We start from the raw sequence: 25614 nt of genomic DNA on the forward strand, positions 1-25614 counted from the left end.
GGGAGTCCCGTCCGGCCCCGGTCAGCGGCCCGCCGCCACCGACGCCCGGCCGCCCACCACGGCCCGCCCCCGCTCCAGGAAGCCGGAGGCGCGGGGGAAGTCCCGTAGCTGCTGTCCATAGTGGTCGAGCGTGAGGCCGACCGCGCCCGCCGGCACGCCGCGACTGACCAAAATCTCCACCAACCACTCGACGAACTCGGCGAACAGCGTCCCGTCGTCGACGTAGAGCGCGGCGGCCAGAAAGTCGACGATGTAGCCCAGGTCGCCCACTGTCGAGTCGAGCTGCGCCGGCGTGTAGTCGACCACCGTCGGCACCCGCTCGCGCAGGTCGGCCAGCGCGCTGTCGATCAGCTCACCCCGCCGCTTGACCAGGCTGGCGTACTCGTCGTCGACGAGGTGGTCCAGCCGTGCGGGCGGCGTCGCGCGCAGCGCCCGGTCGTCGGCGACCAGGTCGGCCGCGGCCGGCGCGTCCGGCGCCCACGCCACACCGAGCACCCGCGCCCAGCGGCCGTCCGCGCCGAACCCACGCCCACCCACCACCACCGGCACGTCGGACCGGCGGCACGCCTCGATCATCCGGTGGGCGTGCGGCAGCCGCATCGGCAGCGCGCAGGCCAGGGCCACCGCGTCGGCGTCGTAACGGTGCAGGTAGGACACCAGGTGCGCGGACGGCACGCTGGCACCGAGAAAGACCACCTGCCAGCCGCGCAGCCGCAGCACCTCGGCGACCAGCCGGGCCGGCAGCGCGTGCCACTCACCGTCCATGCAGGCCATCACGATCCGGCCGCGGGTCGGCCGGGGATCGGCGTACGCGGCGACCGCGGCCACCACCCGCTCGCTGATGTGGGTGGCGGCGTGCTCCTGGGCCACGCTCCACTCGTTGCGTGCCCACCGCTCGCCCACCTCGGCCTGCGCCGGGGCGACCAGGTCGAGCAGGACCCGCTCGGCCGGCGCGCCCGCCTCCAGCAGCCCCCGGGCGACCGCCACCGCGCCCTGCTCGTCGGCCTCGGCCAGGCACTCCAGATAGCGGGCGAAGGCGTACGCCGGGCTTGCTGCGGTGGTCGTCGCGGTCACTCGGGCAGCTCCCTCGTCGGTTCGGCGCTCGTCGGGCCCGGCACCGCGTGCAGGTGACGGGTCGCGCGGCCGGCCGCACCGGTCGCCCGCAACGCCAGCACCGCGATGTCGTCGTGGTCACCGTGGGCGAGCCAGTCGCAGGTCACCTGCTCGACCCGCTCGGCCAGCGCCGGCGCGGGCATCCGGTGACAGCCGGTCACGGCGTTGAGCAGCCGGTCGGCGCCGAACTGCTCGTCGCCGCGCCACCCGCCCCGCGCCTCGGTCACGCCGTCGCTGTAGAGCAGGCACGTCTCGCCCGGCGCCAGGTGCACGGTGGCCTCGCCGATCCGCGGATCCGGCACCACGCCGATCAGCATGCCGCTCAACGGCACCACCTCGACCTCGCCGGAGGCGCGCAACACCAGCGGCGGCAGGTGACCGCCGCCGGCCATCGTCAGGGTCAGCCCGCCGTCGCGGTGCGGCCGGGCCACCCCGAGCACCATGGTGGCGAACCGGCCCTGCCCGTGGGCCTGGGTGGTCTCCAGCAACGCGTCGTTGAGCAGCTTCAGCAGCCGCGCCGGCTGCGGCTGCACCCGGTGCAACGCGTGCAGGCACTGGCGGAGCTGGCCGGTGAAGACCGCCGCTTCCACGCCCTTGCCCGACACGTCGCCGAGGAAGAAGACCGAGCCGCCGTCGGCCAGCCGGTGCGAGCCGTAGAAGTCGCCGCCGATGCGCAGACCGGCCTGCGCCGGCCGGTACGCCGTACCCCACTGCACGCCCGAGGCCGCCGCCGGCTCGACCGGCACCAGGCTGGCCTGCAACGTGTCGGCCACCTCGGCCTGGTCGCGGTAGAGCATGGCGGTGGTCAGCGCCGCGCCGGCCCGGGCCGCGAACGCGCGCACCAGGTCGACGTCGGCCTCGTCGTACCAGCGACCGGCCCGGCGGGCCACCAGCAGCACACCGACCGGGGCGTCCCGGCCCGGCAGCGGCACCACCCGGGCGGTGGCGCCGGTCACGTCCAGGCCGGGCAGCCAGCCCGCCTCGGCGGCCTGCTCGACGAGCCAGTCCAGCGCGTGCGGTTCGGTCCCGGCGAGGCCGGCCTCGATGGCCGCGGGCAGCGCGCTGGCGGGCAGCACGCCGCCGTCCACGGTGGGCGCGTCGTCCTCGGCGCGCACCGCCCGCCACCAGCGGGCCCGGCCGGAACGCGGGGCCAGCACCAGCACCCCCACGTCGGCCACCGTGGGCACCGCCAGCCGCGCCACCGCGGCGGCGGCCCGGTCGGGATGCAGCGGATTGCCGAGCTTCTCGCCGACCACGGCGAGGAACAACGAACGGGCCCGCTCGGCGAGCAACGCGTCCGCCCGGCTGACGCTCTCGGTGACGTCCTCGACGTACCAGCAGCGCCGGGCGTGGGAGAGTGCGACCGGGCGCAGCCGCAACCGCCGGCCGTGGTGGGTGAACTCGGTCCGACCGTCGCCGCCCAGCGCCGCCACGCCGGTGGCGGCGAGCACCTCGCCCGGCACGACCTCGGGGACCAGCCGCTCCGCGACCGGGCTCACGTGCCGCACCACGCCGTCGGCGTCGCAGACGATGAGACCCTCGCGGAAGTGCTCCACGACCTCGGACCAGTCGGGGACGGGGACGATCGAGGCGTCGTGGTCGGGGGCCAGCAGTGGGAGGACAGACGCCGTGGGAGCGCCGGCGGACCACACCCGAGCCCGGTCGGCACTCGGCGTGGAGATCCGTCCGTCGCCCGGGTCGGAACCCCTGACGTCGGCAGCAGTCACCAGCTGAGCCCCACTCTCCTCGTCGACATCGGCGGAGCGCCGGAAGTGGCGCCTGTGGTCACATCTCGTCACCCCACCCTACGCGGGTATGCCCGGAGCGCCACCGGACGGCGGCGCGGCGCCGCGAACACACGCCGAGCGCCCCGGCCCCGGGGTTGTTACGATCCGGACGTCCCTGCCAGACCGGCAGCCTGCGGAAAGGGCGTGATGGTGGTTCCTCGACGGAGAAAGCCCGAAGCGACGCCGCTGAGCATCTCCGTGGACCATTCCGACCCGGGCGTTCCGGTCGTCCGCGTCGGCGGCGACCTGGCCTACGCCACCGCGGCACCGCTGCGCGCCGAGGTCGACCGCCTGCTCGTCGCGCGTCCCACCCGGCTGGTGCTGGATTTCGGCGACCTGGTCTTCCTGGACAGCACCGGCCTGTCGGTGATCGTGCACGCCTGGCGCGAGGGGCAGCAGGCCGGCACCGTGATCCAGCTCCGGGCGGTCCCCCGCTTCCTGGCGACCATCCTCGACCTGACCGGGGTGACCGGTCTGCTGGACCGCCCGCCTGTCCACCGGTCCGCGGCCGACTCCACCGCGTCCGCCTGACCCCGGAGGTTTCCGGGCCACGGACGACTGGGAACATGGACCTGTGCCCTCCCCGCTGTTGACCATCGAGGTGGACCGGCGCGACGCCGGCTCCGCCCGGCTCCGGCTGGCCGGCGAGCTGGACTTCGACACCGCGCCGGAACTCGTCGAGGCCGCCGCCGGGCTGCGCCGCGACGGTCTTCAGGAGCTGTGGCTCGACTTCACCGACGTGACGCTCTGCGACTCCTCCGGGCTGAGCGCACTGGTGCTGATCCACCGCGCCGGCACCGGCGCGGTCCACCTGCTCGGCCTGAACGCGCAGATCCGACAGCTACTGGACCGCACCGGCCTGGCCGAGCTGCTCACCGCCCCGCCCCGCACGGCGACCGGCGACGCCCGCGAGGTGGGCTGACCGACCCGCGTCCCGTCCCCGGGCAGGGGGCGGCCCCCGACCCTGGGACCAGGGGTCGGGGGCCTGGAGGAAGGCTCAGGCGGTGGGCGCCACGGCCATGCGGCGCGGGACGCCGTCCCGCGGCTCCCCCGTCGCCGACGGTTCGGCGTCCTCCGGCACACCGGCGTCAGGCGTCTGGAACAGGTAACGGACGAAGTCTCCGGCCCCGTCGTCGTCCGCGCCGGGCCACTGCCCCACGCAGTCGACGCCGACCACTTCCCGCCCACCGCCGTCGGCGCCCTCCAGCAGCGCCCAGAGCGTCACCGGGTAGCAGCGGGTGGCATCCGGGCCGAGGCGCCAGCGGGCGTACCAACCGGGACGAGCGGGGACGATCTCCACGATCCGTTTCATGACGACCTGCCCTTCCGCGTGCGTCGGAAGTTGTCCGGTCCACCCCGATCGTGCGGCCCCACCGGGTGACCGCTCCTCACCCGCAGCGAATGAAGCGGAACGCCCCGCCGGGCGCCGTTAGCTTCCCCGTGGCACCGGGAAGGCGACCGGCGCAAGCGCAACCGACCCGGAACGAGGTGCGACGATGCGCAAGCAGATGGAGGGCGACAACCAGCGCCGCCGGGCCCTGGCCCGCCAGGCCCGGGAACAGGGGCGGCGACCGAGCCAGACCGGCGCCAGCCTGAGCGCGTCCAAGCAGGTCACCTCGCTGGACCAGCACGAGCGGTCCGGCCCGCCGCCGGCCGGCCGGCACAAGCCCAACAGCACGCGGGGCGGGCCCACGCCGCCGGCGGTGGGGGTGGCCGAGCGGCCCCGCCCGCTACCGGATCCGCCGCCGGACCGGGGCGTCCGGCGCCGCTACCGGGACCTCGTCGACGACGTGAGCCGCCGCGCCGGCGTCGACTTCGCCGAGGCGAAGGTCGCGGCGGAGGCCACCGTGCTGGCGCTGGCCTGGGCGCTCGACGACGCGGAGCGGGAACGGCTGCTCGAAGCGGTGCCGGTGAAGCTGCACGACGTGGTCCCGGTGGACGGCATCGAACGGCGGCAGGACCTGCCGGGCTTCCTGGCCGAGGTCGGACGGCGCAGCCGGCTCACCCCGGAACAGGCCCGCTACCAGGCGGAGGCGACGCTGGCCGCGCTCGCCGACGCCGACGCCGAGCTGGTCGGGTCGTTGCGCGTACCCGACGGGTTGCGGGATTTGCTCGGGCCGGCCGAGTACGGCGGCGGCTTGGTGGGCGCCAGCTCCGCCACCGCGCCGCTTACCGAGGCGGAGCTGCGCGAGGCGCTCGCCACGCTGCCGTACTGGTCCAGTGACCGGCGCTCGCTGGTGCGCACCATCGAGCTGCCCGGCGGCAACCTGGACCGGGTGCTGGACCGGCTGGACCGGCTCCGGGCCGAGGGCGGGCGCGGCCCGCAGATCGGCCGGCCGGACCCGGACAACGCGGTGCTCACCGTCCGGACCCAGCAGGTCGACGGCGTGACCGCCGCGGACGTGGACCTGGCGCACCGCGTCGACGACGCCGTCGACGCGGCCGGCGCCGGCATGGCCGCCGGCTGACTTGCGAGGCGGGGTCCCCGCTCGACGCCGCCGGTACCGGCGGGGGCCCCGACCTGCACCGCATCCGCGCCGGTAGCGTTCCGGACGTGGAGCGCGACCGCGAGGTGCTGGAGATCGTCGTCGACCCGGCCCGGCCCACCGGGCGGACGCTGCTCGCCGACGGCGTCGAGCAGTCCTACGTGGACGTGGCCGACGCCCGTCACCTGCACTTCGAGTACGTGCGACGGATCGCCACGGTGGTCGACCTGAGCGCACCGCCCGGACAGCCGCTGACCGCCCTGCACCTGGGCGGCGGCGCGCTCACGCTGCCCCGCTGGCTGGCCGCCACCCGGCCCGGCTCGGCGCAGCGGGTGGTCGAACGCGATCCCGGCGTGGTCGAGCTGGTCCGCCGGAAGCTGCCGCCGCTGCCGCCGGAGGTGACGGTGGTGCTGGGCGACGCCCGCGCCGCGGTCGCCGGGGCGCCGGACGCCGCATACGACCTGGTGGTGGGCGACGTCTACCGGGCGGCCCGGATGCCCGCGCACGTGTCGGCCGTCGAGTTCGCCGCCGAGGCGGCCCGGGTGCTCCGCCCGGACGGCGTCTACCTGGTGAACCTCACCGACCTGCCGCCGCTGGCGCACACCCGCGCGCAGGTGGCCACGCTGCGCGCCGTCTTCGCCGACGTCTGCCTGCTCACCGACCGGAGGATGCTGCGCGGCCGGCGGTACGGCAACGTGGTGCTCGCCGGCGCACTCCGGCCGGGGCGGCTGCCGGTCCGCCGGATCGCCGCGCGGGTCGCCGGTGACCCGGTGCCCGGGACCGTGCTGCACGCCGCCGCACTCGACGCGTTCGCCGCGGACGCCTGGCCGGTCACCGACGCCGACCTGCGGTGAGCCCGGGAGCGTAGCGATCCTCCCGGCGCGCGGCGTGGAGTTTCTCCGCCGGCAGGGCGGGTAGCCGCGCCGGATGAGCGTCGCCGACGACCGGTCCACCGCCCGCCGGACGTTGATCGTGATCGGTCTGGTGCTGGCCACCCTGGTCGGGTTGGCGCTGGTCTGGGCGACCCGGCGGGTGCTCGTCTGGGGGTTGGTCGCGGCGTTCCTCGCGGTCGCGCTCAAGCCGCTCGTCGACCGGCTGGAGCGTCGGGTACAGCGGCGGGCACTGGCCACCCTGCTGGTCTTCCTGGCCACGTTCGTGCTGCTCGCGGCGCTGGGTACGGTGATCGTCCTGCCGTTGGTGGACGAGCTGGGCCGGCTCGCCGACCGGGTGCCGGAGTTGGTGCACGAGGCCCAGGCCGGGCGGGGACCGGTCGGCCGGCTGCTGGACCGCCTGCACCTGCTCCGGTACGCCGAGCCCGGCCAGTTGCGCCGGTACGGCTCCCGGCTCGGCGAGCCGACGGTCGGGCTGGTCCGGGGCGCGGCGCAGGCCGCCGCAGCGCTGGTCACGGTGGTGGTGCTGGCGTACCTGATGGTGCTGGAGGCGCCCCGGATCGTGGCGGCGACGCTGCGGCTGGTCGGGGACGGCCCGGCGGAGCGGTTGCGGCGCATCGGCCGCGACTCCTCCCGGATCGTCACCGGCTACCTGAGCGGAAACCTGGTGATCAGCCTGATCTGCGGCGGCCTGACGTTCGTGGTGCTGCTTCTGCTCGGGGTGCCGTTCGCCGCGGTGATCGCGCTGGTGGTCGCCGTGTTCGACCTGATCCCGCTGGTCGGCGCCACGATGGGCGCGATCGTCGCGGCCGGCGCGGGCTTCGCGCGCTCCCCCACGGCCGGCGTCGTGGTGCTGGTCTTCTTCGTGGTCTACCAGCAGGTGGAGAACCACCTGCTGCAACCGGTGATCATGGCTCGCGCGGTCCGGCTCAACCCGTTGACCGTGCTGGTCAGCGTGCTGCTGGCGGCCGAGCTGGCCGGGCTGGTCGGCGCGCTGCTGGCGATCCCGGCGGCCGGCGTCGTGCAGGTGCTGCTGCGCGAGTTCGTTCCGGCCGGACGGCTGGTGCTGGCCGCTCCGGCGGACCCGGGGCCGGGCCCGGGAGGCGGTCCGGCCGGCGACCCGGATCCCGTGGCGCGGGACCGGCCGCCGGCCGGCGGATGACCCCGGGTGTCAGGGCCGGCGGACCAGCTCCGGGGACTCGCTCTCCAGCGGCACCGCGTTGGCCGGCACGAGACCGAGCTGCACGGCCGGCCGGGGCAGGGTCGCGTCGAGCGCCCAGTCCGCGGCGACGCGGGGCCGGTTGCCGGGCATGGCCAGCAGGTGGTAGCCGCGGGTGACCGCCTTGGCCGGCAGGCCGGACAGCGGCACCTTGAGCGGGTTCGCCGCCGCGTCCTTGCCGCCCAGGTCCACCACCCAGCCCAGGTCGTGGTGCTTGTAGGACTTGCGGGTGCCCTGGCCGTACGAGGCGGCGATGTTGTGCGCGGCCAGCTTGCCCTGCCGCTGGGCGTGCTGCGCGGTCATCGCGCACACCTGGCCGGGGCGGGTCGGGTCGGGGACGGCCGCCGCGTCACCGCAGGCGAACACCTCCGGGTACCCGGGAACGTTGAGGAACCCGTCGACCACCAACCGGCCCTTCTCGGTGCGCAGGCCCAGGTCGGCCACGAACGGGTCGGGGCGTACCCCGACGCACCAGATGAGGCTGCACGTGGGCACGTACTCGCCGTCGGTGAGCATCACGCCGTCCGGGGTGGCCTCGCCGACCGAGGTGCCCATCCGCACGTCCACCCCGCGGCGACGCAGCACCCGGTCGGCGGTGACGGACATCCGCCGGTCCAGTTCGGGCAGCACCCGCGGGGCGACGTCGAGCAGCATCCAGCGGGGCCGGACGGTCAGGTGCGGACGCTGGGCCACCAGCCGGTCGGTGAACAACTGCCCGTGCGCGGCGACCTCGGTGCCGGTGTAGCCGGCGCCGACCACCACGAACGTGGTGCGGGCCCGCTGCTCGGCCGGGTCGTCGGTCAGCTCGGCCAGCTCGACCTGCCGGACCACGTGATCGTGCAGGTAGAGCGCCTCGGGCAGGCCGCGGAAGCCGTGCGCGTACTCGGTGACCCCGGGGATGGGCAGCAGCTTGTTGACGCTGCCGACGGAGAGGACCAGCCGGTCGTACGCGAGCTGGCCGTGCTCGCCCTCGGCGGAGCGGTAGCCGACCCAGCGGTTCTGGAGATCCACCCGGTCGGCCTCGCCGACCACCACCCGGACGCCGTCGAGCGTGCCGGCGAGCGGCACCGAGATCCGGGTCGGCTCGACCACGCCGGCCGCGACCTCGGGCAGCAGCGGCAGGTAGAGGAAGTAGTCGGTCGTGTTCAACAGGACGATCTCGGCCCGGTCGCGGGCCAGCCGGCGCAACGTCTTGGCCGCGTGGTACCCGGCGAACCCGGCCCCCACGATCACCACACGTGGTTTCGTCATGTCTGCTGCCGTTCCCGGGCAGACCTCCGACAAACGTCAGGACAACCCATCCACCCCGGCCGATATGGACATTCCTCGTGATCGGCGCGAGGATGCCGGGATGGGAAACCACGAGTCCGCCGAGGGCCCACCCACGAGGTCGAGCCGGCGTACCTTCCTCACCGCCTCGGCCGCGGCCACCGCCGCCGCCGTCACCACGCCGCTCGCCGCGGGCCCGGCGTCCGCGGCGGCCGACACGCCGCGCGGCCCGGGGCGACCGGCCCGGCCGCAGCCGCCGGACCGCGAGCTGACCGCGCTGCTGCGCGAGATCGACCGGGCCCGGATCGAGGCCACCGTCCGTCGCCTGGCCGCGTTCGGCACCCGGCACACGCTCTCCAGCCAGGACGATCCGGTACGCGGCATCGGCGCCGCCCGGGACTGGATCCACGCGCAACTGGCCGGGTACGCCGCCGCCTCCGGCGGCCGGATGACAGTCGAACTCCAGTCGTACGTGCAGGAGCCCGCCTCCCGGATCCCGACCGCCACCACCATCACCAACGTGGTGGCCACGCTGCGCGGCGGCGTCACGCCCGAGCGGGTGTACGTGATCACCGGCCACTACGACTCCCGCGCCACCGACGTGATGGACGCGGTCAGCGACGCCCCGGGCGCCGACGACGACGCGTCCGGCGTGGCCGTGGTGCTGGAACTGGCCCGGGTGCTGGCCACCCGCCGCACCGAGGCGACGATCGTGCTCGCCGCCGTCGCCGGCGAGGAGCAGGGCCTGTACGGCTCGGCGTACCTGGCCGGCCGGTTGAAGGCGGCCGGCGTGGACGTGCAGGGCATGTTCAGCAACGACATCGTCGGCAGCAGCACCGCCGACGACGGCACCCGCGACCCGCGTACCGTGCGACTGTTCGCCGAGGGCGTGCCGACCGCCGAGACGCCGGCGGAGGCGAGCGTGCGGCAGTCCGTCGGCGGCGAGAACGACTCCCCGTCCCGGCAGCTCGCCCGGTTCGTCACCGACGTGGCGGACCACGGCGCGACCGGGATGGACGTGCGGGTGATCTACCGGCGGGACCGCTACCTGCGCGGCAGCGACCACATCTCGTTCCTGCGCGAGGGCTGGCCGGCCGGCCGGTTCACCGAGCCCGCCGAGGACTTCGCCCACCAGCACCAGGACGTCCGGGTGGTCGACGGCGTGCAGTACGGCGACCTGCCCGAGTTCTGCGACTTCGACTACATCACCCGGGTGGCCCGGGTGAACGGCGCGGCGCTCTGGTCGCTCGCCCAGGCCCCGGGCACACCGAAGGGCGCCACCGTGGTCACCACGAACCTGACCAACGACACCACGCTGCGCTGGCAGCGCGGCACCGAGCCGGACCTGGCCGGCTACGAGGTGGTGTGGCGGGAGACCACCGCCGACCAATGGCAGAAGGTGCTGGCGGTCGGCGACGTCACCGAGGTGACCATCGACCTGTCCAAGGACAACGTGTTCTTCGGCGTACGCGCGGTGGACCGGGCCGGGCACCGCAGCCCCGTCGCGTTCCCGAGGCCCGGTAGCTGAGGCCGGTCAGGGTGTCGACGGGGCCGTGATCGCCCAGCGCTCGTGGTCCCGCCACGCGCCGTCCACGAACAGGTAGTCCGGGGAGAATCCCTCCAGCCGGAACCCGAGGCGGCGGGCCAGCCGCTTCGACGGCTCGTTGCCCGGCTGGATGTTCGCCTCCAACCGGTGCAGCCCGAGCGCGCCGAACGCGTGCGCGATCACCAGTCGCACGCCGGCCGAGGCGTGACCGGTCCCCGCGTACGGGCGGAACGCGGCGTAACCGAGGTAGCCGCCCCGTAGCGCGCCCAGCACAATGCCGCCGATGTTCGCGTACCCGGCGATCTCGCCGCTGGCCCGGTCGCAGAACAGGAACCCGGAGGTGTCCTGCCGCCGGATCCGGCGCAGGTACGCCGCGTAGCGCTCGGCGTCGTCCGGCGCGGTCACCCACGGGTGGTGCAGGTCCCGGCTGCGCCGGGCGGCGGCCACGAACTCCGCCTCGTCGCCGGCCCGGGGACGTCGGATCGCGACGCGGCCGTCGCTGCGCAGGTATCTCACGTGCACCACTCTCGGCCATCCCCCACCCCACGCCCCCTCCACCCCTCCCCTCCCCCCACCCCGCCGTACCCCGGTGATCAAGGAGTTCGTGTCGCCCGCAGAGCCCAACCCCCACCCGAACTCCTTGATCATCGGGCCGAACCCGGCGCAACCCACACCACCCGCCCGGGCCGTGATGCGGGGCGTCCCGGGGCGGGTGCCCGGTTTCGTCGGCTATGCGGTGGTCGGGGTCACCGGCTCGGGGGAATCGGGGCCGGGGGCGGGGCGTTATACCTGGCAGACCGCGTGGAGCCCGGCCCCTGGGCCGCTGGCAGCCCGGTCGGAATGACCGGCCACCGGCCGTCGTTACACCCCCTGAGCCGCCGACCCCGGCCACCCCGCGTGGCCCCCGGTCGCACCGGCCCTCTCCGGGCCCCCGAGCAGGCCAACCCCTCGGCCGCCGGGCCCACCCCTTCAGACTTTCCCCCTGCGCGGCCCCCCGGCCGCGTCATCCCCCACCCCCCTTTGGGAGGCACTGTCATGGCTACCACTCTGCTGCGTACCACTGTGCTGACCGCTGCCGGTATCGCCGCGACCGCCGGTGGGATCGCCGGCCCCGCGATCGCCGCGCACGCCGCCCCCGCCGAGAAGACCGCCGTGGTCGCCGACCGCACGAGCGGCGAACGTGAGTTGGACGTGCGCTACGAAGCCCAGCCCAACTTCTACTACTGCGGCCCCGCCGCCGCCCGCAACGCCATCAGCGTGCTCGGCAAGAACATCGACGTGCACGCCATGGCCCGCGAGATGGGCACCACCGAGAACGGCACCAACAGCATCAACGACATCACCCCCGTCCTGAACAAGGAAACCGGCAAGACCTACCGGTCGGTCGAGATCAAGGACCCCAAGGCCAACGACACGCAGACCGACAAGCTGCGCGCCGACATCGTCCGCACCGTCGACGACGGCCGCGCCGTGGTCGCCAACATCGCCGGCACCACCACCGACACCGACGGCAGCACCCACTCCTTCGAAGGCGGCCACTACATCAGCGTCGTCGGCTACCAGAACAACGGCACCACCGTCACCATCGCCGACAGCGCCAACCCGAACACCGCCTCCTACCGGATCACCGTCGACAACCTCGCCGACTGGATCGCCACCCGCGGCTACAGCACCAGCTGAGCGAACACCGACAAGGGCCCGACCCCACGAACGGGGTCGGGCCCTTTCGGCGTATCCAACGGCTGCCTGCCGGTCATCTGGCCGTCACGTCGGTGTCGTCACCCGGACGGGTCGCTCCACCACGCTCGGTCGCGTCGGACAAGCCGGGCGACCAACGGAGGATCAGCTGTGGCAGCCGAGGAGGCGACGGACCGCCCACCGACCATCCGCCCCGACGTGAGCGTGGTCGTGCCGGTCTACAACACGCTCCGCTACCTGCGGCCCTGCCTCGACTCGCTGCTGCGGCAGACCATCGGGCACGACCGGATGGAGATCGTGGCGGTGGACGACGGGTCCACCGACGGCAGCGGTCGCCTGCTGGACCGGCTCGCCGCCCGGCACCCCGGCACGCTGCGGGTGGTCCACCAGGCCAACTCGGGCGGCCCGGCCGCGCCCTGCAACCGGGGTCTGGAGCTGGCCACCGGCCGGTACGTCTTCTTCCTCGGCTCGGACGACCGGCTCGGTCCCGAGGCGCTGGAACGGCTGGTCGCCGCCGCCGACCGGTACGGCTCCGACGTGGTGCTCGGCAAGGTCGTCGGCGTCAACGGCCGGCACGTCTTCGCCGACGTGTTCGCCGGCGGCAACATGGTCGACGTGAGCCTGTACGACTCGGCGCTGCCCTGGTCGTTGGCGAACACCAAGCTGTTCCGCCGCGAACTCGTCGACCGGCTCGGGTTGCGGTTCCCCGAGGACATGCCGGTCCTCAGCGACCAGCCGTTCACGCTGGCGGCCTGCCACCACGCCCGCCGGATCTCCGTGCTCGCCGACTACGACTACTACCACGCGGTACGCCGGCTGGACGCCCGCAACATCACCTACCACAGCCGGATCGAGCAGCGGACGGTCAGCGTGCAGCGGCTGTTCGCGTTCGTCGCTGACCTGATCCCGGCCGGTCCGCGCCGGGACGCCGTGTTGAGCCGGCACGTCGGGCTGGAACTGGCCAACCTGGTCGGCGACGACTTCCGCCGGCTGGACCGGGCCGCGCAGGAACGGGTGCACGCGACGGTCCGCCGGCTGGTCGACCGTCATCTCACCGACGGCATCCGGAACCGGCTCGACATCGAGGCCCGGCTGCGCCTGGGCGCGGTGACCGCCGGCGGCGTCGACGAGTTGCTGGCCGTCATCGCGCAGGACACGGAACGGGGCGTACCGGCCACGGTGGTGGAGGCCGGGCGGTGGCACGCCGGCTACCCGGGCGCCCCGGCCGCGTGGACCGACGTCACCGACGTACGCGCCGACTGGCTGGCCCGACTGGACACCGTCGAGGTGAGCTGGGTCGACGGGCGGACCGTGACGGTGACCGCGCGCAGCCCGTACCCCCGCTTCGCCGCCGAGGCCGGGCCGGTCCGGCTGGTGGCCGGTCCGGTCGCCGGCACCACCCGCCTGGACGCCACCGATCCGACCGGGCGGACCGTGCGCACCGACTTCCCGGTCGACCGGCTCCTCGCCGCCAGCGCGGCCAGCGGTCAGCGCCATCCGGTACGCGCCGACGTGGACGGCGGGCACGGCCGTGGCGGCGCGCCGGTCCGTGCGCCCCGGCTGGCCGCCGGCCGGCCGCGGCTGCTGCGGCACGGCACCCGGCTGTACGGGGTGGCCGCGACCGTCGATCCGCGTACCGGGCAGCTCGTCCTGTCCGTGGTGCCGGTGACCGTGGGGCAGCTGGTCAGCCGGCTGCGCCGTCGCTTCTCCGGGACGACGCGGCCGGCTCCGGCCGGCGTGCCGCCCCGGCTCGGGGTGGCCCCGGCGGACAGCGCCCCCGAACACGCGAACCACCACGCCGATCCCGTGCCGGCGAAGCTGGACCACCTGACCGTCGCGTCCTGAGGCCCGACGCGCGCCCGGTCAGGGGGCTGGGTGGAGGCGCTGATCCGGCGGCATGGCCACCTGGAGGTAGGTGGTGCCACGCAGGTCCAGCCAGGCGCGCTCCGGCGCGCGGACCAGGCGCACCATCACCCCGGTGCACGCCGGGCACCGCCCGACCAGGCCGGGGGCGTGCGAGTAGACGTGCAGGCCGGCCATCGGGCCGGTCATGCCGCAGTTGTCGCACCGCCCGGTGGTGGCGCTCAGGTCGACCGCGAGGAGTTCGCGCAGCGGTCCGTCGAGCATGTTGCCGTCCAGGTACGACGGTTCGGTCATGCGCCCTCCTCTGGTCGTCAGCCGGTCGGACCGAACCGTTCGGTCCGCACCCGCCGCGTCGGATGGCCGAGCCCCACCAGCAGGTCGGCCGCGGTCTCCACGAATCCGGTCGGACCGCAGACGTAGCAGAGCGGCTCCAACGCCGGTGGCCAGCCGTGACTGTTCACGTCGGCCAGCCCGATCCGGTGCGGCTCGCCCCGCCAGCCCTCGGGCGCCCGGCGGGTGTAGACGTACGCGACGTCCAGGCCCTGGTCGTCGCGGGCCCGGCGGCGCAGCTCGTCGGCGTAGATCACGTCGTCGGCGGTCCGCACCGAGTAGATGAGCCGGAACGGCGTCCGACTGCCGGCCGCCCGGCGGGCCCGGATCATGGCCATCAACGGCACCACCCCGGAACCGCCGGCCACCAGCAGCACCGGCTCGGTCCCGTCGGTCTGCCAGACGAACCAGCCGCCGACCGGGCCGCGCACCTCCACCGGGTCGCCCTCGGCGTACGTGTCGATCAGGTACGGCGACACCTCGCCGTCGGTCACCCGCTGCACGGTCACCTCGATCCGCTCGCCCTGCGCCGGGCCGGCGAGCGAGTACGAGCGGGCCGCCTGGTAGCCGTCGGCGGCGGTCAGGCGCAGGTCGACGTGCTGCCCGGGTAGGTGCCCCGGCCAACCCGGCACGTCAAGCACCAGCGTCTGGGCGGTCGCCGTCTCGACCCGCCGCTCGACCAGTCGGGCCACCCGCCAGGTCAGCGGCGCCACCACCCGGCCGCCGGCGGTCGGCGCGGTCATCTCAGTCACCCTGGTAGCGCTGCTCGCGCCACGGGTCGCCGTAGTCGTGGTAGCCGGCTGTCTCCCAGAAGCCGGGTCGGTCGTCGACGAGCAACCGGATGCCGCGCACCCATTTGGCGGACTTCCACAGGTAGAGGTGCGGCACGAGCAGCCGGGCCGGGCCGCCGTGCTCGGCCGGCAGGGGGCCGCCGTCGTACGTGTGCACCACCCAGGCTCGCCCGCCGCGCAGGTCGTCGAGCGGCAGGTTGGTGGTGTAGCCGCCGTACGAGTGGGCCAGCGCGTAGCGCGCGTCGGTGTCCACGCCGTCGAACAGCGTGTCCAGCGAGACGCCCTGCCAGGTGGTGCCGAGCTTGGACCAGCGGGTCACGCAGTGCAGGTCCACCGTCGGCGTGTCCTGCGGCAGTCGCATCAGTTCGTCCCAGGACCAGCGGTGTTCCGCGCCGGTCTCGCTGGTCAGCACGAACTCCCAGGTGTCGAGCGCCACGCGCGGCGTCGGGCCGGCGGAGAGCACCGGGAAGTCCTCGGTGAGGTACTGCCCCGGTGGCAGGTCCGGCGCGGACGAACGGGGCCGGCCCTGAAATCCCGGCGACACGATTCCCACCCGTCAGTCCTATCACCCCCGGTAGCGCCGAGGAACGGGTTCCGGGTGCAAGGCGGGCGCTAAGCGGGGTCCCCGCCTTGCGTCTCGTGCACGACGGTGCGGTCGCCGTCGCCGCTGCTGCGGGTGGCGCGGAGGCTGGTGATGGTGACGATCACCAGAACCCCGATGATCACGCCGAGCGAGGCCAGCGTCGGGATCTCCGGTACGCCCTTCCAGATGCCGTGCGCCCAGTGCAGGCCGAGCTTGAGCCCGATGAACGCCAGGATGACGGCGAGCCCGTAGCTGAGGTGCACCAGCCGGCTGAGCGCCGCGTGCAGCACGAAGTAGAGCGCCCGCAGGCCCAGCAGCGCGAACGCGTTGGTGGCGAACACCAGGTACGGATCCTCGGTGATGCCGTAGACGGCGGGCACCGAGTCGACCGCGAAGACGATGTCGGTGGCCAGCACCGCGACCACGACCAGCGCGAACGGGGTGAGCGCCCGCCGGCCCTGCTGCCGGATGGTCATCCGGGTGCCGTGGTACTCCTCGACCACCGGCATGACCTTGCGCAGCAGCCGCACGGACCGCATCTTGTTGATGTCGACCTCCTGCTCGTGCCCGGAGAGGGCGTCGCGCAGCAGCTTGACCGCGGTGGCGATCAGGATGAGCGCGAAGAGCAGGAAGGCGAAGTCGAGCGTCTGGAGGGCGGCGGCGCCGAGCGCGATGAAGATCGCGCGCAGCACCAGCGCGCCGGCGATGCCGTAGAGCAGCACCCGCTGGGCGAGCACGGCGGGCACCGCGAACGCAGCCAGCAGCAGCATGAACACGAACAGGTTGTCGACCGAGAGCGACTTCTCGACCAGGTAACCGGTGAGGTACTCGACGCCCTGCTGGCTGCCGTAGCGGGACCAGATCCAGGCGCCGAAGGCCAGCGGCAGGGCGATGTAGAAGGCCGACCAGCCGAGCGCCTCCCGGATGGAGACCTCGTGCGGCTTGCGGGTGACCAGGAAGTCCAGCACCAGCAGCGCGAGCACGCCGGCGATCGTCACCGCCCACAGCGTGGGCGTGCCCACCGACGACAGCTCGGCGGCGGACAGGTAGGACACTTCGGTCATGGGGCCTCCTCGAACACCGTGTCATGTTCGAGGTCTCCTTCACCCACGGTTTCGTGGGCAACCACCCGAGGCTCGCCCCGGGGGCTCGCCGTACTGACCGGAATGGTTCGTGGGAAGTACTCCCCTCGCGACTCCAAGGCTAGGCCAACCGGAGCCGGACGCCAAGTCGGGGCACAGGTGATTGCCCTGGTCAACCGCTGTGGGGGCCTTCGGGCCGTGGCGTCGTGAGGTTCGGACACCTAGGGTGACGCGGGTGACCAACTCCGGACCGCTGACCGGCGTACGGGTGATCGAGCTGGCCGGCATCGGCCCGGGGCCGTTCGCCGCCATGATGCTGGCCGACCTGGGCGCGGACGTGGTCCGGGTGGACCGGGTGGGCGGCGGCGGGTTCGGCGCGTTCCCCGGCGACCTGCTGAACCGCAACCGGCGCTCGATCGCGCTGGACCTGAAACACCCGGACGGCCGGGAGCTGCTGCTGTCGCTCGTGGCCGGCGCGGACGCGCTGGTCGAGGGATTCCGCCCGGGGGTGGCCGAGCGGCTCGGCCTCGGCCCGCGGGAGTGCCTCGCCGCCAACCCGCGACTGGTGTACGGGCGGATGACCGGCTGGGGGCAGGACGGGCCGCTCGCCCGGACCGCCGGCCACGACATCGACTACCTGGCGCTGACCGGCGCGCTGCACGGGGTGGGCCGGGCCGGCGAGCGTCCGGTGCCCCCGATGAACCTGCTCGGCGACTTCGGCGGCGGCGGCATGATGCTGGCCCTGGGCGTGGTCGCGGCCGTGTACGCGGTGCGCGGCGGGGCACCCGGCCAGGTGGTCGACGCGGCCATCGTGGACGGTGTGTCGGTGCTGGCCACCCAGATCCACGCGCTGCGCGGCCTCGGCCTCTGGCAGGACCCGCGGGGCGTGAACCTGCTCGACGGCGGCGCGCCGTTCTACGACACGTACGAGTGCGCCGACGGGCGGTACGTGGCGGTGGGCGCGCTGGAGCCGCAGTTCTACGCCGAACTGGTCCGGCTCACCGGCTTTCCGGTGGACGGCGACGACGCCCCGGACCGGGACGACCCGGCGAACTGGCCGGCGTTGCGCGCGGCCTGGGCGCGGCTGTTCCGGACCCGGTCCCGGGACGAGTGGGCGGAACTGCTGGCCGGCACGGACGCCTGCGTGGCGCCGGTGCTCGACTGGGCGGAGGCGCCCCGGCATCCGCACCTGGCCGCCCGGGACGTCTTCGTCGCGCCGGACGGGGTCGTCCAGCCGGCCCCGGCGCCGCGCTTCTCGGCCACGCCGACCGCGGTGCGCCGCCCGCCACCGCGGCCCGGCGAGCACACCGACGAGGTGCTGGCCGACGCCGGTGTGGACGCCGCCCGGATCGCCGCGCTGCGCGCCGCCGGCGCGGTCGGGTGAGCGGGCACCGCGGATCTCACTGACGGTAGCCCCCGCTGCGGTCACTGTCCGTTTCCGCGCGGCGCGGGTGACGGGTGTCGCTGTCGGCGCCTTTGCTCTGCAGCCACCGACGCAGCGGGGCCTTGACCTGGCCTTGCAGGCGTGAAGGCGCGGCGACGGTCGAGCCGGCGCCGTTACTCCCCGTGCGGGATGCGCCGGTGGCTGCAGAGCAAAGGCGGTTCCGGGTGACCGCGACGGGTCCGGCCGTCGTGACGGACGGTATCCACCTTCGACGCGGCCGATCCCACGCCGGCCAACGTCCCCGCCGGCCAACGTCCCCGCCGGCCAACGTCCCCGCCGGCCGACGTCCACGCCGGCCGACGTCAGCGCCGGCGGGTGGCGGCCGGCGCGAGGGCCGGCTCCACCATGTCCCGGTAGTCGCGGGGCAGTTGCACCACCACGTCGGCGAACTCGCCACCGCTGATCGCCTCGCGCAGCGTGGCGAACACCGCCCGCGCCGCGCCTCGGGCGACGTTCTCGTCGCAGTCGGCCCGCCGAGCGACCCGGGCGACGAACTCGGCCGCCCCGAACCGTTCGGCCGCCTCGGTGTGCGGATGGGGGTTGAGCATCCCCCACAGCGGCTTCGGCAGTTGCGCGGCGAGGTCCAGCACCTCGCCGCCGGTCAGCCGCTCGGCCAGCGTCTCCAGCGTGGCGGCGGTGAGCGTCGCGGCCCGGTCCTCGGCGGTCCCGGTGAGCCGGGCGACCCGGGCCACGAACGTGTGGTGGTCCATGGGTGGTACCCCCCTTCGGTGCGCGCGGAGCGGCTACCCGCCCCGGCGCGACCGAAACAGCGGGAGATCGGGGCGTGAGCCGCCGCGCTACGGGTAACCGCCGCGCGGTCATGACCCGACAACTGGCGCGAGGAGCCCGACCCATGGCGAGTTATTCGGACGTCCTTGAGTACCTGTCCGCGCTGGACTACCCGGCGGAGAAGGACGACGTCATCCGGGAGGCGGAGCGGGAGGGCGCGCCGCCGGACGTGTTGCGGGCGTTGCGCGCGTTGCCGCCGGTGGACTACGCCAACGGCACCGAGGTGGCGCGGTCGGCCGGCATCGACGCGGCCCCCGAGGTCAGCCGGTCGCAGCGGGCGGCCCAGGCCCGGGACGACCACCCACGCGTCTCGCAGCACGTACGCCGGATCTGAGCCCGTCCGGCGCCGCCCGGTCGCGTCGCGGCCGGGCGCGACGCCGTGCCCGGGCACACCGTGGGTGGGGGTCCGTCGACAGGCGGGCGCCCCGGGTCACGAACCGCGACCTGGGGCGCCACGCAACACCTGGCCCTGACGGTGCGCGCCCGAATCGGGTCGCGATCACCAGGCGGTGGATGTTCGCCCGAACCGGGCGGGCATCACTGCCACGATCATCATACGACGTGCCATCAGCCGAACGGGTGAGATCCGGGAAAGTGTGTCCGGGGGCACGTCGCTCAGCCGCGGAGGCCGCCACTGCGGTCGCGGGCCTTGAGCCGGGTGGTGGGCAACGCGGGCGCGGGCAGCGGCGGCGCGGCGTCGTCGGCGACCGTGCCGAACCGGCGACCGGCCATCCAGTCCTCCCGCGCGGCGGCGACCTCCTCGTGCGACCGGCCGACGAAGTTCCACCACATCACCAGCGGCTCGTCGAACGGTGCGCCGCCGAGCAGCAGCAGCCGGCTGCCCGGCGCGACGCGCAGCGTCACCGTCGTCCGGCCGGCGCCCAGGTAGAGCAACGCGCCGGGGGCCAACGCCAACCCGTCGACCTCGGCCGATCCTGACATCGCCAGCAGCCCGTACTCGAAGTCGGGGCGCAACCGCAGCGTGGCCGACGCCGGACCGCGCGCCTCGAGCTGCGCGCCGAGCAGCGGGGTGTGCGCGACGGCCGGCGAGCGCTCCCCGCCGAACTCCCCGACGAGCAGCGTCAGGTCCAGGTCGCCGTCGCGCCACCGGGGCAACTCGGCGTGGTGGGCGAAGTCCGGGTCGCCGGCCCGGGCCGGGTCGGGCAGCGCCACCCAGAGCTGCACGCCGTGCATCAGCGGTGGATGGACCAGCGGTGAGCGCTCCGAGTGGGCGATGCCCCGGCCGGAGGTCATCACGTTGAGCTGGCCGGGACGAATCGGTTGCACGTTGCCGAGGCTGTCCCGGTGCAGGATCTCGCCGTCGAGCAGCCAGGTGACGGTCTGGAGCCCGGTGTGCGGGTGCGGTGGCACCTCCATGCCGGGCCGCTGCGCCACGTCGTCCGGGCCGAAGTGGTCGACGAAGCACCACGCGCCGACCATCCGCCGCTGCCGCTGCGGCAGCAGCCGGCGCACCGTGGTGTAGCGGCCGAGCGGGACGTCGTGCCCGGGCAGCAGCACACTGCCCGGATCGGTGGCGCCGACGCCGGGTGGGAGCGTCTGCGCGGGCAACGATTCGGTACGGTCCACCGCCCGAACTGTACGCTCAGTCCGCGGTGACGCTCACCGCGTTCGCACCGGCCACCAGGTCGAGGTAGAGCCGGTCCGCCGCCCGGTCCCAGCCCGGTGAGCTGACCAGATCCCCGGCGGCGATGCCGGCGCGGCGCTCGTCGTACACGGCCAGCGAGCCGGCGCCGGACGCCACCCGCACCCGGACCGGCGGCCGGCCCGGCACGGCCACGCTCAGGTCGCTGACCCCGCCGGTCATCCGCACGGTGAGCGTGCCGTCGAGCGGGGGCAACCGCAACCGGGTACGCGACGCGCCGCCGACCAGCTCGATCCCGGCGAGTCGGGCCGCGCCCAGGTCGAGCCGCTGCTCACGGACGCCGCCGACCAGCCGTACCCGCCAGGTCAGGCGGGCGTTGAGCACCACCTCGACGGCGGCCGGCCCGGAACGGCCGTTCTCGGCGATCCGCAGCCGGACCCGGTCGCCGGCCACCTGCGGGCGGGGCGTCACGCCGGCGTCGTCCGGCGCGCCGATCCGGTAGAGGTCGTCACCGAGGTCGGCGGCCCGCAGCGTGAAGCTGGTCAGACCGTCGACCAGCTCGAACTCGGCCTGCCGCCGGTCACCGCGCGGCGCGGTGAGCGTCTCGGCGGCGGCCACCTCGGCGCCACCGACGCCACCGGAGCCCACGTCGGTGGCCGGCGAGGGCGGCGGACCGCCGGAGAAGACCACCCCGAGGCGGGCCGGGTTGGACAGCGTCACCGCGACCGCCACCGCGCCGAGCACGACCACCAGCACGGCGGCGGCGGACAGCCAGCGGGCGGCCCCGGACCAGCGTGTGTCGGGCAGGTCGGCGTCGTCCCCGGATGCCGTCATGGTCGTCCCCTCTCGCCGGTCCCCACCGGGTCATACGTCTCCGTTTCCGCCACGGTTCATTCCGGCGGCGGGACGTGCTGACCGCGACCCGGCCGTCTGGACCGCCGGCACCGGCACCGGCCGCCTCTACCCGGCCTGCTGGTCGTCGTCGGTTCCGTACCAGCCGCCCCGGTAGACCGTGCCCGGCCGGGGCGGGGCCTCCGGGGTGGACCGGCGGGACCGGCGGACCCGGCTCACCACGAACCAGCCGACGCCGGCCACGACCGCCAGGATGACCACGTTCTGGAGCGTGCCGACGTACGCCTCGACCACGTGCCAGTTCTCGCCCAGCAGATAGCCGGCGAGCACGAACGCGGTGTTCCAGATCAGACTGCCCAGCGCGGTGAAGAGCAGGAACACCGGCACCGGCATCCGCTCCACGCCGGCCGGGATCGAGATCAGGCTGCGGAAGATCGGGATCATCCGGCCGAAGAACACGGCCTTGACGCCGTGCCGGAGGAACCACGCCTCGGTACGGTCCACGTCCGCCAGCTTGACCAGCGGCAGCCGGCCGACCAGGCGGCGCATCCGGTCCCGTCCGAGCGCCGCCCCGACGTAGTAGAGCGCCAGCGCGCCCAGCACCGACCCGAGCGTGGTCCAGGCGATCGCGCCGAACAGGCTCATCCGGCCCTGGCTGGCGGTGAACCCGGCCAGCGGCAGGATGACCTCGCTGGGGATGGGCGGGAACAGGTTCTCCAGGGCCACCGCGAGCCCGGCCCCGGGGCCGCCGAGACGTTCCACCAGGCCGGTGACCCAGCCGACGGGTCCTTCGCCGGCCGGCTCCGCGGCCCGCGCGGCACTCACCCGGGGGCCGGCGAGCAGCTGTGCGTTTCCGATCATCCGACCACGGTACGGGGCACTCCGGCCGGCGACCACGGAAAGCGGCGCCGGTTCCGGGCCCGACCCGCGCCCCGGCCGGGCCGGTCGCCGACCGGTGCGGGACGGTCAGCCTCCGTCGCCACGCAGCCGGTCGTAGGCGTCGAGCAGCCGGCGCAGCGCGGCGGCGGTGGCACCGTCGAGCTTGTCGTCGTCGGCCGCGTCCTCGATCCGCTCGTGCAGCTCCTCGACCCGCTTGGTGCGGTCCTTGAGCTTCCCCCGGTCCAGCTCGGCGGCCTTCTTCCGCAGGTCGTCGGCGGTCTTGCGGTCGATCAGCCGGGCCGCCTCGGCCCGGTCCAGCAGCTCGGTGAAGCGGTCCGCGAGCTGCCGGGCGGTGACCGGCTCGGCCACCGCCGACGACGGCGCGGCGCGGGTCGGCGCCGGGCGGGCGCTGCTCGACGCGGGCGCGGGCGGTGGGGCGGCGGCGGGCGCCGTGGCGGCCGGCGGCGTCCCGGAGCGGCCGTCGAACACCAGCGCGCCGACCAGCGCGAGCAGCAGCACCACCGCGCCGGCGACCAGCACGCCGGTGAGCCGGTTCGATGGGACCTCCGGGCGGGCCGGCGGGACCGGACGGGCCGCCACGGCGGGCCGCTCGATCAGCGTGGCGGGATGCGCCACCGGGGGCACCGTGGGCAGGAGCGCGGTCGGCGGGTCGACCGGGCGGCCGGCGCCGAGCCGGTCGGCGACCTGGGCGGCGGTGGGTCGCCGGGCCGGGTCGAGAGCCAGGCAGGCCAGCACCAGGTCGGCGACGTCGGCGGGCAGCCCGGGCACCCGCAGCGGCGGCACCGGGGGTCGCCGGTCCCGCAGGTCGACCACGTCGTCCCAGGTCCGCACCGGCAGCGGGGGCCGGCCGGTGAGGCTGCGGTAGAGCAGCGCGCCGAGCGCGTAGACGTCGCCGGCCGGGTGGGTGGGCCCGGGATCGAGTCGTTCCGGGGCGAAGTAGGCGGGGGTGCCGGCCAGCGGTTCACCGACCGGCCCGGTGACCGGCCGGTGCGGGCCGGCCGGCGCGGCGATGCCGAAGTCGAGCACTTTCGCGCCGGTCTCGGTGAGCATCACGTTGGCCGGCTTCACGTCCCGGTGCACCACGCCGATCCGGTGCGCGGCGGCCAGCGCGGCGGCGACCTGCCCGGCCGTCCGGAGCGCGTCCGGCCAGGCCAGCGGCCCGCCGGCCAACCGGTCGGCCAGCGTCCGCCCCGCCACCAGCTCCATGACCAGGTACGGCGTCACCACCCCGCCGGGCAGCGTGGCCTCGCCGTAGTCGTACACCTGGGTCACGTGCGGGTGGGTGAGTCGCGCGGCGGCGCGGGCCTCGCGTTGGATGGTGGCCCGCAGGTTCGGGTCCGCGGCGAGCCGGCCGGCGAGCGCCTTGACCGCGACCGGGCGGTGCAGCACCTCGTCGTCGGCGCGCCACACCTCGGACATCCCGCCGAGCCCGATGCGCGCGCGCAGGACGTACCGGTCGTGCAGCCGGAGATCGGGCGTGAACGACGACATGATGCCCCAGTCTGCCTGCCCACCCCCGGACCGCACCAACCCGCATCCGGCTCGCGCCGGCCGACGCGTCGGTCAGGGCTTGCGGGCCACCCCGCCGTACATGCTGACGTCGGCCGCGGAGGGCCGCAGCTCGGGATCATCGTCGGCGCGCCACTCGGCGACCGAGCAGACGCCCGGCTCGACCGGTTCGAGGCCGTCGAAGAAGCGCACGAACTCGTCCCGACCGCGCAGGTTGATCGTGCCGTGCGGGCCGCCGCGGGCCGCCGCCTTCGCCTCGTCGGCGAGCTGGGCCGGCAGGTGGTCGTGGGTGGCGTGTGAGGCGGCCAGGTAGCTGCCGGCCGGCAGCGCGTCCAGCAGCCGGGCGACCGTGGCGTAGGGGTCGTCCGCGTCCGGCACGAAGTGCAGCACCGCGACGAGCATCAACGCGACCGGCTCGGACAGGTCGAGGGTGCGGCGCAGCTCGGGGTGGGCGAGGATCTTCTCCGGGTCGCGCAGGTCCGCGTCGAGGTAGGCGGTGGCGCCCTCGGGCGAGCTGGTGAGCAGCGCCCGGGCGTGGGCCAGCACGATCGGGTCGTTGTCGACGTAGACCACCCGGGCGCTCGGGTCGACGGCCTGTGCCACCTCGTGCGTGTTGTCCGCGGTCGGGATGCCGGTGCCGATGTCGAGGAACTGGCGGATGCCCGCCTCGGCGGCCAGGTACCGGACCGCGCGCCGCAGGAACCGCCGGTTCTCCAGCGCGCTGAGCCGGATCGTCGGGAAGGCGGCGGCCATCGCGTCGCCGGACTCCCGGTCGGCCTGGAAGTTGTCCTTGCCGCCGAGCCAGTAGTTGTACCGCCGGGCCGGGTGGGCGACCGAGGTGTCGATCCGGTCGGCCGGGTGGCCCGGCTCGGTCGCCGTGCCGCTCGTCTCGCTGGTCAAGGCCGCCTCCACGACTCGCACGCCGCCGTTGCGGGGAGGCGTGCGTCCACTGTCTCCGGTACGCCGGTCATGGTATAGCCCGCCACGGCGGCGGTCAGGCCGGGTAGAGCTCGTCGCGGACGCGGGCCAGCAGCTCCCGGGTGCGCTCCGGCGGCGCGGCCTCGACGCACAACCGCTCCATCGCCTCGGCGTAGTAGTCGAGGTCGTCGCGCTTGTCGAGGTAGATGGCGCTGGTCAGCTGCTCGATGTAGACGATGTCCGGCAGGTCCGCGTCGCCGAAGCGCAGGATGCTGAAGGCGCCGCTGGCGGCGGCGTGCCCGCCGGCGGTGAACGGGACGATCTGGAGTCGCACGTGCGGCGCGGCGGTCGCCTCGATCAACGCGTCGAGCTGTTCGCGCATCACCGCGGCGCCACCGATCGGCCGACGCAGCACCGCCTCGTCCAGCACCGCCCACAGTTGCGGCGGGTTGGCGCGACGCAGCAGCTCCTGGCGCTCCATCCGCAGGTCGACGCGGCGGTCCAGCTCCGCCGGCGCCGCGCCGCGGTGCCCGAGCAGGATCACCTCCCGCGCGTACGCGGCGGTCTGTAGCAGGCCGGGCACGAACTGCACCTCGTACGTGCGGATCAGCGCGGCGGCGGCCTCCAGCCCCAGGTAGGACTGGAACCAGGCGGGCAGCACGTCGCCGTAGCGGTGCCACCAACCCGGGCTGTTCGCGTCCCGGGCCAGCTTGAGCAGCGCGGCGCGCTCGTCCGGCGCGGTGACGCCGTAGAGCGTGAGCAGGTCGGCGACGTCGCGTTCCTTGAAGCCGACCCGGCCCAGCTCCATCCGGCTGATCTTGGACTCGGAGGAGCGGATCTCCCAGCCGGCGCTCTCCCGGCTGACCCCGGCGCCCTCCCGCAGACGGCGGAGCTGCGCCCCGAGCAGCATGCGCAGGACCGTGGGACCACTTGTCGGTCCAC

General features: G+C 74.7%; 26 protein-coding genes. 10 read left to right on the plus strand and 16 right to left on the minus strand.

Annotation, left to right across the window (positions count from 1 at the left end):
• Positions 1-21: 21 nt before the first annotated feature.
• Both VKK44_RS15265 and VKK44_RS15270 read right to left on the minus strand, forming a co-directional pair.
• Positions 22-1074 (minus strand): cobalamin B12-binding domain-containing protein, encoded by a 1053-nt coding sequence (locus VKK44_RS15265; protein ID WP_343441747.1) that lies wholly within the window; start codon positions 1072-1074, stop codon positions 22-24.
• Complete coding sequence (locus VKK44_RS15270; protein ID WP_343441748.1) at positions 1071-2840, minus strand: PP2C family protein-serine/threonine phosphatase; 1770 nt, start codon at positions 2838-2840, stop codon at positions 1071-1073. Before VKK44_RS15270 ends, VKK44_RS15265 begins: the two co-directional genes overlap by 4 nt.
• Positions 2841-3098: 258 nt before the next feature.
• Here VKK44_RS15270 and VKK44_RS15275 point away from each other — a divergent pair, with 258 nt between their 5' ends.
• Together VKK44_RS15275 and VKK44_RS15280 are read left to right on the plus strand one after the other, a co-directional pair.
• Positions 3099-3431, plus strand: coding sequence for an STAS domain-containing protein (locus VKK44_RS15275; RefSeq protein ID WP_343441749.1), 333 nt, complete (start codon positions 3099-3101; stop codon positions 3429-3431).
• A gap of 43 nt (positions 3432-3474) precedes the next feature.
• The gene (locus VKK44_RS15280; protein WP_343441750.1) at positions 3475-3822 is read left to right on the plus strand and encodes an STAS domain-containing protein; all 348 of its coding nucleotides are present in this window, start codon (positions 3475-3477) and stop codon (positions 3820-3822) included.
• 75 nt (positions 3823-3897) lie between these two features.
• Here the strand turns inward: VKK44_RS15280 and VKK44_RS15285 are convergent, their stop codons facing one another.
• A complete protein-coding gene (locus VKK44_RS15285) occupies positions 3898-4212 on the minus strand; it encodes a hypothetical protein (RefSeq protein ID WP_343441752.1) in 315 nt (104 codons plus the stop codon).
• Between the two features lie 184 nt (positions 4213-4396).
• Between VKK44_RS15285 and VKK44_RS15290 the strand changes: the two genes are divergently transcribed.
• From VKK44_RS15290 to VKK44_RS15300, 3 genes are all read left to right on the plus strand, one after another.
• Positions 4397-5368, plus strand: a complete 972-nt coding sequence (locus VKK44_RS15290; protein WP_343441753.1) for a DUF2267 domain-containing protein — start codon at positions 4397-4399, stop codon at positions 5366-5368.
• A gap of 53 nt (positions 5369-5421) precedes the next feature.
• Positions 5422-6240: a spermidine synthase gene (locus tag VKK44_RS15295; RefSeq protein WP_458351669.1), complete on the plus strand. Its 819-nt coding sequence runs from the start codon at positions 5422-5424 to the stop codon at positions 6238-6240.
• 73 nt (positions 6241-6313) lie between these two features.
• Positions 6314-7438, plus strand: coding sequence for an AI-2E family transporter (locus tag VKK44_RS15300; RefSeq protein WP_343441755.1), 1125 nt, complete (start codon positions 6314-6316; stop codon positions 7436-7438).
• Between the two features lie 9 nt (positions 7439-7447).
• Here VKK44_RS15300 and VKK44_RS15305 read toward each other — a convergent pair whose 3' ends face one another.
• Positions 7448-8746: an NAD(P)/FAD-dependent oxidoreductase gene (locus VKK44_RS15305; protein WP_343441756.1), complete on the minus strand. Its 1299-nt coding sequence runs from the start codon at positions 8744-8746 to the stop codon at positions 7448-7450.
• A 100-nt stretch (positions 8747-8846) separates the two neighbouring features.
• Between VKK44_RS15305 and VKK44_RS15310 the strand changes: the two genes are divergently transcribed.
• Positions 8847-10292, plus strand: a complete 1446-nt coding sequence (locus tag VKK44_RS15310) for a M20/M25/M40 family metallo-hydrolase (protein WP_343441757.1) — start codon at positions 8847-8849, stop codon at positions 10290-10292.
• Positions 10293-10298: 6 nt separating this feature from the next.
• On the opposite strand, the gene VKK44_RS15315 is transcribed toward VKK44_RS15310, so the two are convergent.
• Positions 10299-10826: a GNAT family N-acetyltransferase gene (locus VKK44_RS15315; protein ID WP_343441758.1), complete on the minus strand. Its 528-nt coding sequence runs from the start codon at positions 10824-10826 to the stop codon at positions 10299-10301.
• A 519-nt stretch (positions 10827-11345) separates the two neighbouring features.
• Between VKK44_RS15315 and VKK44_RS15320 the strand changes: the two genes are divergently transcribed.
• Positions 11346-11990, plus strand: a complete 645-nt coding sequence (locus tag VKK44_RS15320) for a C39 family peptidase (protein ID WP_343441759.1) — start codon at positions 11346-11348, stop codon at positions 11988-11990.
• Positions 11991-12158: 168 nt separating this feature from the next.
• Positions 12159-13853, plus strand: coding sequence for a glycosyltransferase family 2 protein (locus VKK44_RS15325; protein ID WP_343441760.1), 1695 nt, complete (start codon positions 12159-12161; stop codon positions 13851-13853).
• 18 nt (positions 13854-13871) lie between these two features.
• Here the strand turns inward: VKK44_RS15325 and VKK44_RS15330 are convergent, their stop codons facing one another.
• The 4 genes from VKK44_RS15330 to VKK44_RS15345 form a co-directional block, all read right to left on the minus strand.
• Entirely contained in the window at positions 13872-14165 is a 294-nt protein-coding gene (locus VKK44_RS15330) for a DUF6510 family protein (protein WP_343441761.1), read from the minus strand.
• Between the two features lie 17 nt (positions 14166-14182).
• Positions 14183-14944, minus strand: coding sequence for a ferredoxin reductase (locus tag VKK44_RS15335; RefSeq protein ID WP_343441762.1), 762 nt, complete (start codon positions 14942-14944; stop codon positions 14183-14185).
• Between the two features lies 1 nt (position 14945).
• Positions 14946-15536 carry a sulfite oxidase-like oxidoreductase gene (locus tag VKK44_RS15340; RefSeq protein WP_343441763.1) on the minus strand — a complete coding sequence of 197 codons (591 nt, stop codon included), beginning with the start codon at positions 15534-15536 and terminating at the stop codon, positions 14946-14948.
• Positions 15537-15604: 68 nt separating this feature from the next.
• Positions 15605-16639, minus strand: a complete 1035-nt coding sequence (locus tag VKK44_RS15345; protein WP_343441764.1) for a TerC family protein — start codon at positions 16637-16639, stop codon at positions 15605-15607.
• Positions 16640-16892: 253 nt separating this feature from the next.
• Here VKK44_RS15345 and VKK44_RS15350 point away from each other — a divergent pair, with 253 nt between their 5' ends.
• Complete coding sequence (locus VKK44_RS15350) at positions 16893-18041, plus strand: CaiB/BaiF CoA transferase family protein (protein WP_343441765.1); 1149 nt, start codon at positions 16893-16895, stop codon at positions 18039-18041.
• Between the two features lie 362 nt (positions 18042-18403).
• Here the strand turns inward: VKK44_RS15350 and VKK44_RS15355 are convergent, their stop codons facing one another.
• The gene (locus tag VKK44_RS15355; protein ID WP_343441766.1) at positions 18404-18811 is read right to left on the minus strand and encodes a DUF2267 domain-containing protein; all 408 of its coding nucleotides are present in this window, start codon (positions 18809-18811) and stop codon (positions 18404-18406) included.
• Positions 18812-18954: 143 nt separating this feature from the next.
• Here VKK44_RS15355 and VKK44_RS15360 point away from each other — a divergent pair, with 143 nt between their 5' ends.
• Positions 18955-19224 carry a DUF2795 domain-containing protein gene (locus VKK44_RS15360; RefSeq protein ID WP_343441767.1) on the plus strand — a complete coding sequence of 90 codons (270 nt, stop codon included), beginning with the start codon at positions 18955-18957 and terminating at the stop codon, positions 19222-19224.
• Between the two features lie 281 nt (positions 19225-19505).
• On the opposite strand, the gene VKK44_RS15365 is transcribed toward VKK44_RS15360, so the two are convergent.
• From VKK44_RS15365 to VKK44_RS15390, 6 genes are all read right to left on the minus strand, one after another.
• The gene (locus VKK44_RS15365; RefSeq protein ID WP_343441769.1) at positions 19506-20477 is read right to left on the minus strand and encodes a pirin family protein; all 972 of its coding nucleotides are present in this window, start codon (positions 20475-20477) and stop codon (positions 19506-19508) included.
• 16 nt (positions 20478-20493) lie between these two features.
• Complete coding sequence (locus VKK44_RS15370) at positions 20494-21327, minus strand: hypothetical protein (RefSeq protein ID WP_343441770.1); 834 nt, start codon at positions 21325-21327, stop codon at positions 20494-20496.
• A 126-nt stretch (positions 21328-21453) separates the two neighbouring features.
• Complete coding sequence (locus VKK44_RS15375; RefSeq protein ID WP_343441771.1) at positions 21454-22206, minus strand: DedA family protein; 753 nt, start codon at positions 22204-22206, stop codon at positions 21454-21456.
• Between the two features lie 105 nt (positions 22207-22311).
• On the minus strand, positions 22312-23736 hold the full coding sequence (locus tag VKK44_RS15380; RefSeq protein WP_343441772.1) for a serine/threonine-protein kinase: 1425 nt from the start codon (positions 23734-23736) through the stop codon (positions 22312-22314).
• A gap of 72 nt (positions 23737-23808) precedes the next feature.
• A complete protein-coding gene (locus VKK44_RS15385) occupies positions 23809-24654 on the minus strand; it encodes an SAM-dependent methyltransferase (RefSeq protein WP_343441773.1) in 846 nt (281 codons plus the stop codon).
• 94 nt (positions 24655-24748) lie between these two features.
• Complete coding sequence (locus VKK44_RS15390) at positions 24749-25582, minus strand: helix-turn-helix domain-containing protein (RefSeq protein ID WP_458351539.1); 834 nt, start codon at positions 25580-25582, stop codon at positions 24749-24751.
• Between the last annotated feature and the right edge of the window lie 32 nt (positions 25583-25614).

It is taken from the genome of Micromonospora sp. DSM 45708 (genome assembly GCF_039566955.1).
In the GTDB taxonomy this organism is placed as follows: domain Bacteria; phylum Actinomycetota; class Actinomycetes; order Mycobacteriales; family Micromonosporaceae; genus Micromonospora.